Raw genomic sequence first — 15,384 nt, 5'->3', positions numbered from 1 at the left:
ATTCGATTTCATTAGAAATGATTTACCGGGGTCTTTACCATTTTTATGTAGCTCATCAAAAAGGTAAGGCCACTGACCCCATTCAGTATTTCGCCGCGCCCGAAAACCGAGATTTAGGTATTGTTAAATCTCAACGAAAGCCCAATGTTAAGTTAATTGTTGCACCTTTCCCTGATCGACAGCGAGGCAAAAACCAATATTTCTTTGACACATCTTCTCAAATCCCCTTGACAACTGCCATACAGGCTTAACTTGTTACCAATGGCTAAGAGGTGAAGAAGAGATACACAGAAAAATTGGAGAAAAAGCTTGCCTCTGCTTCGACTAAGTAAGAGATGATACCGGAGAATCATAAATGTTAAGTCAACTGTTTTCTCATAAAGAAATATATCAAAAGCTGAAAGCTCAAGCCCAAAAAAATCCCGATTCCATTGCTATTTCTTCTCCTGAGCGCTTACCGCTTACCTATCGCCGTTTGCTTGAGCAGATTGACTCTGTAATCAGCCAACTCAATTGCTTAGGTATAGGTCGCTTTGACCGAGTAGCAGTTGCGCTGCCCAATAGTCCAGAGATGGCAGTGGCTTTTTTAGCCATAGCCTCTTGTGCTACTTGTGCTCCCCTCAACCCAGCTTATCGCACGAAGGAATTTGATTTTTATCTATCGGATTTGAATGCTAAAGCACTGATTGTTCAGTCACAACTTGCAGAGCCTGCCAGAATTGCAGCCAAACAACGAGGCATTCCGATTATCGAACTTTCCCCTGTCTTAACAGCAGAAGCAGGCATTTTTACTCTCAGTGGCGGTGAGCCACAGTCTCCTGCTTCGGGGGGCTTGGCTCAACCAGAAGATGTAGCGTTAGTGCTACATACTTCAGGGACTACCTCTCGTCCTAAAATAGTCCCCTTAACCCATGCCAACTTGTGTACTTCAGCCGAGAATATTCAACTTGCCCTAAAGTTGAGCCAGAGCGATCGCTGTTTGAATGTGATGCCACTGTTTCACATTCATGGGCTGGTGGGGGTTTTGCTGTCCTCCCTTAGTGCTGGGGCAAGCGTAGTTTGTACTTCAGGCTTTTATGCTCCCAAATTCTTTGACTGGTTAGAAAGTTTTCATCCCACTTGGTATAGTGCTGTTCCAACAATGCACCAAGCGATTCTTGCCAGAACCGAGGCAAACCGCGAAATTATTGTCCGTTGCCCACTCCGGTTGATTCGCTCCTCCTCTGCTCCTTTGCCTCCTCAAGTCATGGCCGAGTTAGAAAGCGTGTTTAATGTGCCAGTTATTGAGTCCTATGGCATGACAGAGGCTGCTCATCAAATGAGTAGCAATCCCTTACCACCACATCAGCGTAAGCCGGGTTCAGTAGGTATAGCTGCTGGTCCTGAAGTGGCAATTATGGATCCGGGGGGTAACTTGCTACCAGCCGAGGAAATTGGGGAAGTCGTTATCCAAGGTGCGAATGTCACATCAGGCTACGAAAATAATCCCGAAGCGAACGAGAGTGCTTTTACCAAAGGCTGGTTTAGAACTGGGGATTTAGGCTCTTTAGATACCGACGGCTATCTTTTCCTCAAAGGCAGGATTAAAGAAACAATTAACCGGGGTGGAGAGAAAATTTTTCCCCGTGAAGTGGATGAAGTGCTGTTAGAACATCCGGCTGTAAAACAGGTAGTTACCTTTGCTGCGGCTCATACGCTTTTAGGTGAAGAGGTAGCTGCCGCCATAGTTCTTAAAGAGAATGCTTCGGCGACTGAGCAAGAAATCAAAGAATTTGTCGCTCAGAAACTGGCTGATTTTAAAGTCCCCCGTGTGGTGTTATTTGTCGAGGAAATTCCCAAAGGTCCCACAGGCAAACTACAGCGAATTGGGTTAGCTGAAAAACTAGGACTTCAACCCTCAGATCCGACAGCCCCCAGACCGGAATTTGTCCCTCCCCGTACCCCCCTAGAAGAACAGTTGGTGAATATTTGGTCTCTTGTTTTAGGGGTTAAGTCAATCGGTATTCATGACAATTTTTTCCAGTTGGGAGGAGATTCCATCTTGGCGGCTCAAATTGTCAACCGCGTGCTTGAATCCATACAGGTTGAATTATCACTCTCCATATTCTTTGGGCAACCAACAGTCGCCAATATGGCAGTAAAAATTGCTCAAATTCAAGCAGAAGCAGAAACGGTAAGGTCTGATGAATTAACCACTCTGCTAGTCGAGTTGGAATCCCTCACGGATCAAGAGGTGCAAAAACTTCTTGACAAGAGAGAGTAACTATGCCATCATCGAATTTTCACCCAAAAACTAAACCCATGATTGTCAGTTTTGGAGAACGATTGCGTCAAGAAATCATGGTACGAGATATCATTCCTTTTATAGGGGTTTATGATGTGTTTTCAGCCTCAGTAGTTGGAAAATATTACGACGGCATTTTTATTAGTGGGTTCAGTTTCGCTGCTAGCTATTACGGCTTACCAGACATTGGGTTTATTGCATGGTCTGATATTGTAGCATTTGTCCAACGAGTCAAAACCGTGCTGCCCCATCATTATATTATCGTCGATATTGATGACGGCTATGTGGATACGGAAGTTGCTTGTCATGTAGTATCTCTGTTGGAATCTATTGGAGTTGCGGGGGTGATTATTGAAGATCAAAAGCGACCTCGAAGATGCGGTCATTTTGATGGCAAACTCCTGATGGAGTTGGATGAATTTCTGGAAAAATTGAAAAGTATTCTAGCAACTCGCCGAGAACTTTTTGTGGTGGCTCGGACAGATGCAACAGATATTGATGAAATCATCCATAGAGCAAAGGCGTTTTCAGTGGCGGGAGCTGATGCTATATTGGCTGATGGAATCAAGGATCTAGACGTAATCAAAATCCTAAAAAGTCAACTGGACAAACCTCTGGTATTTAACCAAATTGCAGGTGGCAAATCTCCACCCTGTAGCTTAACAGAACTGAGAGATGCTGGTGTTTCTCTTGTTAACTACAGTACACCTTGTCTGTTTGCTGCCCAAGCTGCCCTTGAGGATGAAATGAAATGCTTGAGGGAAAAGGATGGATTTTTGCAGAAAGAACGTGTGGGCGTGCAGGAATGTACTGCCCTTTTGGATGAAAATCTTGCCAATAAGAATAAATAGTTAAGAAAATTTGATATTTGAAGCCAGAAAATATGAATGATATCAACAAACGGATTGCTGAACTCTCACCAGCCAAGCGGGCGCTGTTAGAGCAGAGACTCAAGGAAAAGGCTGTTGCTAATCCTCACCAAACCATCTCCCCAAGAGCAAATCAGAAAGAAGCTCCTCTCTCGTTTGCACAAACTAGGATGTGGTTGCTAGACCAGTTAAAATCAGGGAATCCTGCTTACAATCGTCCCACAAATATCCGTCTCGTCGGTGGGCTCAATGTAGCAGTGCTGGAGTTTTGTCTTAATGAAATTGTGCGTCGCCACGAAGTCTTACGTGCTAGCTTTGCGGCTGTGGATGGGAAACCAGTTCAAGTCATTGCTCCAAGTTTGACCTTGACTTTACCCATTGTAGACATTAGTAATTTACCAAGCCAAGATAAGCAGGCCAAACTCCAACAACTAGCGACAGAAGAAGCCCAACGTCCCTTTAATTTAGCGTTTGGTTCTTTGGTCAGAGCCAATTTAGTGAGACTTGGCGAACAAGAACATATCCTGCTGTTGACCCTGCATCATATTATCTTTGATGGCTGGTCTGTGGGAGTTCTCCTCAAAGAACTCGCCTTGCTTTATGAAGCCTTTGGTGCTGGAAAGCCATCGACTGTCTCTGAATTACCTATCCAATACGCAGATTTTGCCTATTGGCAGCAACAGCATCTACAGGGAGAGGTCTTAGAGTCACAACTTGCCTACTGGAGGGGACAACTGGGCGGTGACTTACCTGTATTAGAGTTACCGACTGACAGAGCGCGATCGCCCGTGCAAACGTTTCGAGGTGCAAAGCAATCCCTGTTATTACCCAAGTCCCTGACTGAATCGCTGAAGCTTCTGAGTCAACGGGAAGGGGTAACGTTGTTTATGACCTTGTTGGCAGCTTTTAAGATATTGCTTCATCGTTACACAGGTCAGGAAGATATTGTTGTGGGAGCGCCGATCGCAGGACGCGATCGCATAGAAACAGAGACACTGATTGGGATTTTCATTAATACCCTAGTTTTACGAACTTACGTTGATAGTAAGCTAACTTTCCTTCAACTCTTAGCTACAGTCCGTAAGGTAGCAATAGAAGCCTATGAACACCAGGGTATTCCTTTCGAGAAACTGGTGGAAGAACTACAACCAGACCGAGACTTGAGTCATACTCCTCTGTTTCAAGTATTGTTCCAATTGCGAAACGTACCTAATGAAACTGTGGAGGTACAAGGTCTAAGATTTGATGACTTCCAGTTTGACAGAGGAATTACCGCGTTTGATTTAACCCTGGATATTGTTGATACACCTGAAGGGCTGTCTTGTCGGTTTGAATACAACACCGATTTGTTTTACGCAGCTACAATTGTGCGGATGGCAGGACATTTCCAGACTTTGCTTGAGGGTATTGTCGCTAATGTCGAGCAACCAATTGGTCAATTACCGCTGTTAACAGAAACCGAACGGCATCAGTTGTTGGTAGAGTGGAATAACACCCAGACAGATTACTCCAATCAAACCTGTATCCATCAGTTATTTGAAGCCCAAGCCCAGCAAACTCCCAACGCGGTTGCGGTAGTCTTTGAAAACGAGCAACTAACCTACCAGCAGCTCAATTGCCGTGCCAATCAACTAGCACACCACCTCCAAAAATTGGGTGTAGAACCAGAAATGCTGGTCGGAATTTGCGTAGAGCGATCGCTTGAGATGATGGTGGGACTTCTCGGTATTCTCAAAGCGGGTGCAGCCTATCTACCACTAGACCCAGCATATCCAAAAGAGCGTCTCACCTTCATGCTGGAGGATGCCCAAGTCCCAGTCCTATTGACCCAACAGCCGCAAGTTGAGAAACTTCCCTCACATCAAGCCAAAGTAGTCTGCCTAGACACTGACTGGGAAGCCATTAAGCCAGAGAGCCAGGAAAACCCTATTAGCAGCGTGACGGCTGACAACCTAGCCTATGTAATGTATACCTCCGGGTCTACAGGCAGACCCAAAGGTGTTAGCGTCATCCATCGAGGTGTAGTGCGGTTAGTCAAAGAAGCCAACTATGCCAACCTAGCAGCAGAAGAAGTCTTCCTACAGCTAGCTCCCATATCCTTCGACGCCTCAACTTGGGAAATTTGGGGCAGCCTACTTAACGGTGCACGGCTGGTGATATTTCCCCCCCATACGCCATCTTTGGAAGAGTTGGGACAAGTTATCCAGCAATACCAAATCACAACTCTGTGGCTCACAGCGGGTCTGTTTCACCTAATGGTGGATGAGCGACTGGAGGATTTAAAGCCCTTGCGTCAACTATTAGCTGGCGGTGATGTTTTATCTGTTCCTCATGTCCAGAAATTTCTCCAAAAAATAGGAGACTGTAAGCTAATCAACGGTTATGGTCCAACCGAGAACACGACCTTCACCTGCTGCTACCCAATAACAGAGCCTGACCAACTCGGTAACTCCGTCCCCATCGGACGCCCCATTACCAATACTCAGGTTTATGTGTTGGATAGCCACCGGAAGCCTGTCCCCATCGGAGTTCCCGGCGAGTTGTACACCGGCGGCGACGGCTTAGCCCGGGGCTATCTCAACCGGACTGAGTTGACAGCCCAGAAGTTTATCCCCAACCCCTTTAGTGACGCTCCCGCAGCACGTCTGTACAAAACTGGAGACTTAGCTCGCTATTTACCGGACGGCAACATTGAGTTTCTCGGTCGCATCGATAATCAGGTAAAAATTCGTGGCTTCCGCATTGAGCTAGGCGAGATTGAGACAGTGCTGAGGCAAAACCGGGCTGTGCAGGATGCCGTAGTTATAGACCAGGAGTACGACCCTGGTGACAAGCGCTTAGTAGCCTATGTGGTTCCGAGCCAGGAGCAAGTCCTCTCCACCAGTGAACTGCGTCGCTACCTAAAGGAGAAACTGCCCGACCACATGATACCTTCTGCATTTGTGCAGCTTGAAGCTCTGCCGCTGACACCCAATGGTAAGGTGGATCGCCGCGCTCTGCCAGTGCCTGATGGGACAAGGTCAGATCTGGAAGAAACTTTTGTGCCGCATCTTACCCCTTTTGAGGAACTGCTGGCGGGCATCTGGAGCGAAGTCCTCAGGCTTGAGGGGGTAAGTATTCACGACAACTTCTTTGAGTTGGGGGGACATTCCTTACTCGCTACCCAAGTCATTTCTCGCGTCCGCAAAGCTTTCGGAGTGGAACTCCCCCTGCATACTCTCTTTGAAGAACCCACCCTAGCGGGCTTGGCAAAGATCGTGGAGGCAGCCTGTCGAGCCGAAGAAGGGAGTCTACAGGCTCTGCCAATTAGTCCCATCTCACGCGAGGGAGACCTGCCTCTGTCCTTTGCTCAGCAGCGGCTGTGGTTCCTCGACCAATTGATGTCTGGGACACCCCTATATAACATCCCTAACGCTATTGGCTTGAAAGGTTCGCTCAACGTGACGGCACTAGAGCAGAGCTTAAGTGAAATTGTGAGGCGTCACGAAGCTCTACGGACTAACTTTAGTGCTGTGAATGGGCAGCCAATTCAGATCATTCGTCCTGCTGCTACCTTGCTATTACCGATAGTAGACCTCCGGAAACTTCCTGAGACTGAACGGGAGGTGGAAGCTCAACGGTTGGCTACTGAGGGAGCTCAGTGCCCCTTTGACTTGGTTAATGAACCCTTGTTTCGCGTCAATCTCCTGCATCTGGGAAAAGAGGAACATTTGCTTCTCTTGACCATGCACCACATTGTTTCCGACGGGTGGTCTCTTGGTGTGTTTATGCGGGAATTGTCGGTGCTTTATGAAGCTTTTTCCACCGAGAAGTCCTCGTCATTGCCTGAACTACCTATCCAATATGCTGACTTTGCTGTCTGGCAGAACGAGTGGCTCGTCGGTGAGGTGTTGGAGTTTCAGCTTAACTACTGGAAGCGGCATCTAGGTGGTCAGTTGCCTGTGCTGGAGTTGCCCACGGATCGCCCCCGACCTCCTGTTCAAACTTATCGAGGTGCAAGGCAATCTCTGGAACTGCCTAAGAAAAGTACCGATGCCCTCAAAGCGCTCTCGCAGCAGGAAGGCGTTACTTTGTTTATGACCTTACTGGCGGTCTTCCAGATACTGCTCTACCGATATACAGGTCAGGAAGACGTTATTGTTGGTTCTCCCATTGCTAATCGCAACCGCGTTGAAATCGAAGGGTTGATTGGATTTTTTGTCAATACTCTGGTACTACGAACTGAGCTTTCAGGCGATCCAAGTTTCCGGGAATTGCTAGGTCGGGTGCGTGAGGTGGCTTTGGGAGCCTATACTCACCAGGATTTGCCTTTCGAGAAGTTGGTAGAGGAACTGCAACCAGAAAGAGATTTGAGCCGAACCCCCCTGTTTCAGGTGATGTTTGTTTTCCAGAATGCCCTGATAGCGGCTTTGGAGTTTCGGGGTCTAAGTCTAACCCCTCTGGAAGTCCATAACGGCACAGCAAAGTTGGATTTAACCCTCGCTCTGGAAGAAACTTCAGAGGGCATCAAAGGTGGGGTTGAATACAACACAGACCTATTCGAGGCTGCAACCATCACTCGAATGGTGGGACATTTCCAGACCTTACTAAAAAGCATCGTCGCTAACCCAGAACAACACCTCTCAGACTTACCGCTGTTAACAGAAGCCGAACAGCATCAGCTCCTAGTCGAGTGGAATAACACCCAAATTGACTACCCCAACAATACCTGCATCCATCAATTATTTGAAGCCCAAGTAGAGCGAACTCCTAACGCCGTTGCAGTAGTCTTTGAAAACGAGCAATTAACCTACCAGGAGCTCAATTGCCGTGCCAATCAACTAGCACACCACCTGCAAAAAATGGGTGTGGAACCAGAAGTAACCGTGGGAATTTGCCTAGAGCGATCGCTAGAAATGCTCGTAGCCCTCCTAGCTATCCTCAAAGCAGGCGGAGCCTACATTCCCCTTGACCCCACCTATCCCCAAGAGCGCCTCGCCTTCATGCTCGAAGATTCGCTCTTATCGTTGCTCCTGACAACTTCAAAAATTATTCAGAATTCATTGTACGCTTCAGGAAAAGTTTCAACCAACATAATTGACAGCAACGAACAATCCCCAAGCAACCCTGAACAATTAACAGTAATCAGTCTAGACAAAACCTGGGAAATCATTAATCGAGAAAACCCAGAGAACCCAAAAAGCAACGTCAACCCCACCAACCTAGCCTATATCCTCTATACCTCTGGTTCCACAGGCTTCCCTAAAGGAGTCGCCATAGAGCACCGCAGTACAGTTAACTTTATCAATTGGGCGCAAACCGTATTTAATCCAAAACAACTCGCTGGAGTCCTCGCTTCCACCTCCATCTGTTTTGACCTTTCCGTCTTCGAGCTATTCGTTCCCCTAAGCTGTGGCGGTAAAGTCATCCTGGCCCAAAACGCTTTACACCTACCCACCCTAAAAGCAGCTAAAGATGTCACTCTAATCAACACAGTCCCCAGTGCGATAGCCGAATTACTCAGAGCCAACGCAATACCCCAAAACGTGCAGACTGTCAACTTAGCAGGTGAACCTCTTTCCCAGCAACTGGTCAACCAACTTTATCAGCAGACAACCCTTCAACAGGTTTTCAATCTCTACGGACCCTCTGAAGCCACTACCTATTCCACATTTACCTTATGTATTCCCAGAAGAGGTGAAAATGAGAAAGTTTACCCCTCACCCTCTATTGGTCGTCCTATCGCCAACACGCAAATTTATATTCTCAACTCCCATCTGCAACCCGTACCTATTGGAGTCCCGGGTGAACTATACATTGGCGGCGATGGTTTAGCCCGATCCTATTTCAATCGCCAAAATTTAACAGAAGAGAAATTCATTCCTAACTCTTTTTTAAATTCCCAATTCAAAATCCAAAATTTAAAAGGCGATCGGCTCTACAAAACTGGCGACTTAGCCCGTTACCTACCCGACGGCAATATCGAATTTCTTGGTCGCATCGACAATCAAGTCAAAATCCGTGGTTTCCGCATCGAACTGGGAGAAGTTGAGTCAACTCTATCCCAATATCCTACTGTGCAGCAGTGTGTAGTAACAGCAAGGGTTGGCCTAGAAAATGACAAACGTTTAGTTGCCTACATTGTTTCCAACCAACAGCAAAAACCCACTACCGACGAACTGCGATGCTTCCTCAAACAGAAGCTCCCTGACTATATGGTGCCATCAGCCTTTGTTTTCCTAGACACCATACCCCTAACCCCTAACGGCAAAGTAGACCACCGCGCTCTACCAGCGCCTGACCAGTCACGACCCGACCAGTCAGTCAAGTTTGTGGCTCCTCGTACTCCGATCGAGCAGCAGATAGCTGATATCTGGACTCAAGTCTTGAGACTGGAGCAGGTCGGCGTCCATGACAACTTCTTTGAATTGGGGGGACATTCCCTGCTGGCTACCCAAGTTATTTCTCGCTTGCGCCAAGCCTTCGGAGTGGAACTACCGCTGCGTACTTTATTTGAGGCACCTACTGTGGCTGACTTAGGCGGTCGCATTGAGACAGTTCGTTGGGCAGTGCAAGAGTTGCAGGCTAATGAGAGCGACACAATGGACGATTATGAAGAGGGAGAATTATGAAAACGATTGATGAGTTTTTGTCTGAGCTTCGCTGTCTAGACGTGAAGCTATGGAACGAAGGCGATCGCTTGCGCTATAAAGCTCCCAAGGAAACACTGACACCTGCCCTGCTGCAAGAGCTAAAAGAGCGCAAAGCAGAAATCCTCGCATTTCTGCACAAGGCTAATGCTGCCACCAGTTCCAATCTTTCCCCAATATTGCCTGTCCCAAGGGACGGAGACCTCCCCCTCTCCTTTGCTCAAGCTAGACTGTGGTTGCTCGCTCAATTGGAACCAGACAGCCCTGCCTATAACATTCCCGCTACCTTTCGCTTAACCGGTCTACTCAACGTAACCGCACTCTCGCAGAGCTTGAGTGAAATTGTCCGACGCCATGAAGTCCTCAGAACTACTTTTCCATCTGTGGACGGGCAACCCAAGCAGGTCATCTCCCTACATACAGCTTTAACACTGCCAGTAATAGACCTAAGAGAACTTCCTCCAGACCAGGGACTTTCTGAAGCTCAACGCCTTGCCACCGAGGAGGCTCAACAACCCTTCGACCTAGCTACTGGGCCATTGTTTCGCGTCAAACTCCTGCACCTAAAAGAAGCGGAATATATGCTGCTCGTGACCATACACCACATTGTTTATGATGGCTGGTCTGACGATATTTTCTTGCGGGAAGTGGCAGCGCTCTACGATGCCTTCTCCACTGGCAAACCCTCACCCCTCCCCGAACTGCCCATCCAATATGCTGATTTTGCCCACTGGCAGCGCGAGTGGCTACAGGGTGAAGTTTTAGAGTCTCAGCGGGACTACTGGAAACAGCAGCTAAATGGCAGCCTGCCCATACTACAACTGCCCACTGACTACCCGCGCCCACCAGTTCAGACCTATCAGGGTGAGTACCAATCTCTGGATCTACCCGAAAACCTAACCAAGGCACTCAAAGACGTGAGCCAGCAGGAGCAGGTCACGCTGTTCATGACCCTGTTAGCAGCATTCCAGACATTCCTCTACCGCTATACCGGGCAAGAAGACATGATCGTAGGCACTCCCATCGCCGGTCGTAACCAGATGGAAGCCGAGGGTCTGATTGGATTTTTTGTGAATACCCTAGCCCTGCGTACCTACCTTGGTGGCAACCCAAGTTTCCCAGAACTGCTAGGTCGAGTGCGCGAGGTAGCTTTAGGAGCCTATGCCCACCAAGACCTACCCTTTGAAAAGCTCGTAGAAGAACTACAGCCCGAACGAGACCGAAGCCGCACGCCGTTGTTCCAGGTGATGTTCGTTCTACAGAACACTCCAACCTCCGCCTTGGAGTTACCAGGTCTGACCGTCAACTCCCTGAAGATTAAAAACGGAACGGCGAAGTTCGATCTAACCCTATTCATGATAGAGACGGCGCAAGGACTGAGAGCCTCGTTGGAATACAACACCGCTCTCTTCAACTCAGCCACCATTACTCGGATGCTGGGGAATTTCCAGACCTTACTCGAAGGCATTGTCGCCAACTGTCAACAGCGTCTGTCAGACTTACCACTGTTGACAGCAGCCGAACAACATCAGTTGCTGGTGGAGTGGAATAACACCCAAACTGATTACCCGAATAACACCTGTATCCATCAGTTATTTGAAGCCCAAGCCGAGCAAACTCCTAACGCTGTTGCCGCAGTCTTTGGAAGCGAGCAACTTACCTACCAGCAGCTCAATTACCGTGCCAATCAATTAGCACACCACCTGCAAGGGCTGGGGGTAGGACCAGAGATATGCGTGGGGATTTGTGTAGAGCGATCGCTAGATATATTAGTAGGACTCCTAGGCATCCTCAAAGCAGGTGCAGCCTACTTACCACTAGACCCGGCATATCCGCAAGAGCGTCTCACCTTCATGCTGGAGGATGCCCAAGTCCCAGTCCTATTGACCCAACAGCGGCAGGTTGAGAAACTTCCCTCACATCGAGCCAAAGTAGTCTGCCTAGACACTGACTGGGAAGCCATTAAGCCAGAGAGCCAGGAAAACCCTATTAGCAGCGTGACGGCTGACAACCTAGCCTATGTAATGTATACCTCCGGGTCTACAGGCAGACCCAAAGGTGTTAGCGTCATCCATCGAGGTGTAGTGCGGTTAGTCAAAGAAGCCAACTATGCCAACCTAGCAGCAGAAGAAGTCTTCCTACAGCTAGCTCCCATATCCTTCGACGCCTCAACTTGGGAAATTTGGGGCAGCCTACTTAACGGTGCACGGCTGGTGATATTTCCCCCCCATACGCCATCTTTGGAAGAGTTGGGACAAGTTATCCAGCAATACCAAATCACAACTCTGTGGCTCACAGCGGGTCTGTTTCACCTAATGGTGGATGAGCGACTGGAGGATTTAAAGCCCTTGCGTCAACTATTAGCTGGCGGTGATGTTTTATCTGTTCCTCATGTCCAGAAATTTCTCCAAAAAATAGGAGACTGTAAGCTAATCAACGGTTATGGTCCAACCGAGAACACGACCTTCACCTGCTGCTACCCAATAACAGAGCCTGACCAACTCGGTAACTCCGTCCCCATCGGACGCCCCATTACCAATACGCAGGTTTATCTATTGGATAGCTACCTACAGCCGGTTCCCATCGGAGTTCCCGGCGAGTTGTACATCGGCGGCGACGGCTTAGCCCGAGGCTACCTCAACCGCCCAGACTTGACCGAAGAGAAATTCATTCCTAACCCCTTCCCAAGAAGCAAGGGAGCAAAAGAAGAGCAATCTTTAAATCCAGAACGCCTCTATAAAACTGGCGACTTAGCTCATTATCTGCCCGACGGCAATATCGAATTTCTCGGTCGGATCGACAATCAAGTCAAAATCCGCGGTTTCCGCATCGAACTGGGGGAAATTGAGTCAACTCTATCCCAATATCCCGCTGTGCGGCAGTGTGCGGTGATAGCAAGGATTGACACAGACAGCGACAAACGTTTAGTAGCCTACATTGTTGCAGACCAACAGCAGAAACCCACTACCGACGAACTGCGGCGCTTCCTCAAACAAAAACTGCCCGACTACATGGTGCCGAGCGCTTTTGTTTTCCCGGACGCCTTACCCCTAACCCCCAACGGAAAAATAGACCGCCGCGCCCTGCCCGCACCCGATCGACTCAAGCAAGAGCCAGCAAGTACCTTTGTGCCTCCCAGCGATGATTTGGAAATCCAACTAACAAAAATTTGGGAAAACGTTTTAGGCAAAAAGCCGATCGGCGTGAAGGACAATTTCTTTGATTTGGGAGGACACTCCCTTCTAGCCGTGCGCCTGTTCGCACAAATCGAGAAAACCTTCGGGAAAAATCTCCCTCTCGCTACCCTCTTCCAAGCACCAAACATTGAAGAACTAGCCAACATTCTCCGCCAGAAAGGATGGTCGGTACCTTGGCAAACGCTGGTGGCAATTCAACCCGGAGGTTCTAAACCGCCTTTGTTCTGCATACATCCCGTCGGGGGCAACGTCCTCTGCTACCGAGATTTGGCACATTACCTGGGTCAGGAGCAACCCGTTTACGGCTTGCAAGCTGTAGGTCTGGATGGCAAACAAGCTCCCTACAAGCGGGTTGAAGACATGGCCGCTCACTACCTTAGAGAAATACGCGCCTTCCAGCCCCAAGGTTCCTATCTCTTAGCCGGTCACTCTGGTGCAGGCATGGTAGCTTTCGAGATCGCCCAGCAGCTAGTTGCAGGAGGTCAGAAGGTAGCGGTATTGGCCTTGCTTGATGCCTACAGTCCCCAATCATTAGTCCACGAACTTCCACCAGGTCGGACACTTTACGTCAACTTCCTCAACCTGTTACGACTCAGACCCGAAGACAAACTTCCCTACATCAAAGAAAGAGCGGTGTGGTTGCATAGCAGGATTACCCGTAAGATTGCCAAAACCTTTAATCTGTGGATGAGACGCCCCTCAACAGAAGATTCCCACCCCTATGCGCTGATAACAGAGGCTTTCAGTCAAGCCATCAGAGATTATGTACCACAAGTCTATCCAGGTCAGGCAACCCTCTTCCGCACTAGACACCAACCGACAAGAGTTTATTATGACCATCTATTCGGTTGGGGTTCCTTGGTGGCTGGCGGACTGGAAATCCGCGATGTTCCCGGCCTTCACTTAACCCTGCTGACAGAACCTTGCGTTCGGGTTCTTGGTGAAAAATTGAGAGCTTGCATAGATGAGGCTCTACAGGATGTTTCAGAAGACCATAGCTCTGAACCTAAGAAATCGACAACGGAAGTAGAGCATTAGACCAATTTCCTCAACCAAGAAAGGTTATCAGCGCTTCAATCTTCACTGGTGTCAATTCAACCTCATGGATTGAAACCGCCTCTGTTTTGCGTCCATGTTCTTGGCAGAGGTCTCAAATTCTACCTTTCTTTGGCACATCATTTGGCTCTGGAACCCACATTCGGCACCCTCAACTGTCACATACGCTTTCTGACACTCCTTTTTCTTCACTTCTATGCTGGGGCATTGGTAACAAGTTAGAAGGGAGTAGATTTTGTCAATACCCCCTTGTGTAGAAATACAATCGAATAATAATGATAATCAAACAAGGGAGAAGGGTGGGAGAGTCTGCCTCTGGAAGACTCTCCCAGCGACAGCGATTATCATTATTAATAAGTGGTTCGCTCGCTCTGGCGTGGCGGACGATCGACAATTGTGGCAGGCGATCGACAATTGTGGCGGACGATCGATAATTGTGGCGGACGATCGATAATAGTTGTACCGCAAGCGCTGGCGCATGATAGTTGCGGGCGTTGGTATTATCAAACGATAGAATTGACAAATAATTGAGCAATTGTAGAGGTCAGTAAATATGGCAAAAAGTCAAAAAACTAATCGCGACCACGCCAAAAAAACTACCCGACCAATGGTGGAAGACTCGGCGATTGCCTCGCAACTATCCGCATTATTAACACCGGCTATTACCTCACAGGAAAATTACTACCGTCAACTGGGTTTACGAGGCAGGGTAAGCTCATCTAATTGGGTATAATATGAACTTGACAAAGTTAACAAAATAAGCATAAGAGACTGTGTAGACAGCACACTTGACTCCTAACACAGATCAGTGAGATGACAGTAATACTGTAGTTGAAAACCTCAAAAATACCCTATATGTTTCAAGGCGTTAACAACAAAAATGCCGAGGCTCAGAAAAATTGTCCTGCTGAGAGAAAACTAACCGAAGTGGCAGATATCGGGTGTATTCAAAAAAATTTAGTTCAGCACTTCCAAGAGATCAAAGAGTCCAGAGTGGAGAGAACTAAGAAACATCAACTCACAGATATCTTAGTAATTGCGATTTTAGCAGTAATTGCTGGAGCGCAAGGATGGGAAGATATGGAAAATTATGGCATTAGCAAAAAACAGTGGTTAGAAAAGTTTTTGGCATTACCTCACGGTATTCCCTCTGATGACACCTTCGGTCGGGTATTTGAATTTATTAATCCCGAAGAATTGAATCGTTGTTTTCTTCAATGGGTAGAAACCCTTATCACCAAGATGGGAGGAGAAATAATCCCCATAGATGGGCAGGGTAAACGCATCTAATTTTGTATAAATTGTACTTGACAAAACGCCACCAAGAGGAAAGGGATTTTTTCTTAGTC

Annotated in this window: 6 protein-coding genes and 2 pseudogenes; 7 read left to right on the top strand and 1 reads right to left on the bottom strand. The window is 47.9% G+C overall.

The window, feature by feature from the left end:
• From QUA00_RS33595 to QUA00_RS33575, 5 genes and pseudogenes are all read left to right on the top strand, one after another.
• Positions 1 to 251: pseudogene (locus tag QUA00_RS33595) on the top strand (IS4 family transposase); the annotation flags it as partial.
• 104 nt (positions 252 to 355) lie between these two features.
• A complete protein-coding gene (locus QUA00_RS33590) occupies positions 356 to 2,263 on the top strand; it encodes an AMP-binding protein (protein ID WP_333412799.1) in 1,908 nt (635 codons plus the stop codon).
• Between the two features lie 38 nt (positions 2,264 to 2,301).
• Positions 2,302 to 3,135: an isocitrate lyase/PEP mutase family protein gene (locus tag QUA00_RS33585; protein WP_333148230.1), complete on the top strand. Its 834-nt coding sequence runs from the start codon at positions 2,302 to 2,304 to the stop codon at positions 3,133 to 3,135.
• Between the two features lie 32 nt (positions 3,136 to 3,167).
• Positions 3,168 to 9,764 carry an amino acid adenylation domain-containing protein gene (locus tag QUA00_RS33580; protein WP_333412797.1) on the top strand — a complete coding sequence of 2,199 codons (6,597 nt, stop codon included), beginning with the start codon at positions 3,168 to 3,170 and terminating at the stop codon, positions 9,762 to 9,764.
• Positions 9,761 to 14,017, top strand: a complete 4,257-nt coding sequence (locus tag QUA00_RS33575; protein ID WP_333412795.1) for an amino acid adenylation domain-containing protein — start codon at positions 9,761 to 9,763, stop codon at positions 14,015 to 14,017. The genes QUA00_RS33580 and QUA00_RS33575 overlap by 4 nt, the downstream gene beginning before the upstream one ends.
• A 256-nt stretch (positions 14,018 to 14,273) precedes the next feature.
• Here QUA00_RS33575 and QUA00_RS33570 read toward each other — a convergent pair whose 3' ends face one another.
• Positions 14,274 to 14,558 (bottom strand): hypothetical protein, encoded by a 285-nt coding sequence (locus QUA00_RS33570; protein ID WP_333301374.1) that lies wholly within the window; start codon positions 14,556 to 14,558, stop codon positions 14,274 to 14,276.
• 30 nt (positions 14,559 to 14,588) lie between these two features.
• On the opposite strand from QUA00_RS33570, the gene QUA00_RS33565 reads away from it, so the two are divergent.
• Together QUA00_RS33565 and QUA00_RS33560 are read left to right on the top strand one after the other, a co-directional pair.
• Positions 14,589 to 14,768, top strand: a complete 180-nt coding sequence (locus tag QUA00_RS33565) for a hypothetical protein (RefSeq protein WP_445252106.1) — start codon at positions 14,589 to 14,591, stop codon at positions 14,766 to 14,768.
• A 194-nt stretch (positions 14,769 to 14,962) separates the two neighbouring features.
• A pseudogene (locus QUA00_RS33560) lies at positions 14,963 to 15,319 on the top strand (ISAs1 family transposase); the annotation flags it as partial.
• Between the last annotated feature and the right edge of the window lie 65 nt (positions 15,320 to 15,384).

It is taken from the genome of Microcoleus sp. T2B6 (assembly GCF_036700475.1).
Taxonomy (GTDB): domain Bacteria; phylum Cyanobacteriota; class Cyanobacteriia; order Cyanobacteriales; family Microcoleaceae; genus Microcoleus.
Note: the sequence above shows the minus strand (reverse complement) of the source record. Positions and strands in the feature narration are given on the sequence as shown.

Excerpts from the sequence above, each read along its gene's own strand:
- QUA00_RS33590 (WP_333412799.1), top strand. The coding sequence starts at position 356 with ATGTTAAGTCAACTGTTTTCTCATAAAGAAATATATCAAAAGCTGAAA.
- QUA00_RS33585 (WP_333148230.1), top strand. The coding sequence starts at position 2,302 with ATGATTGTCAGTTTTGGAGAACGATTGCGTCAAGAAATCATGGTACGA.
- QUA00_RS33580 (WP_333412797.1), top strand. The coding sequence starts at position 3,168 with ATGAATGATATCAACAAACGGATTGCTGAACTCTCACCAGCCAAGCGG.
- QUA00_RS33575 (WP_333412795.1), top strand. The coding sequence starts at position 9,761 with ATGAAAACGATTGATGAGTTTTTGTCTGAGCTTCGCTGTCTAGACGTG.
- QUA00_RS33565 (WP_445252106.1), top strand. The coding sequence starts at position 14,589 with ATGGCAAAAAGTCAAAAAACTAATCGCGACCACGCCAAAAAAACTACC.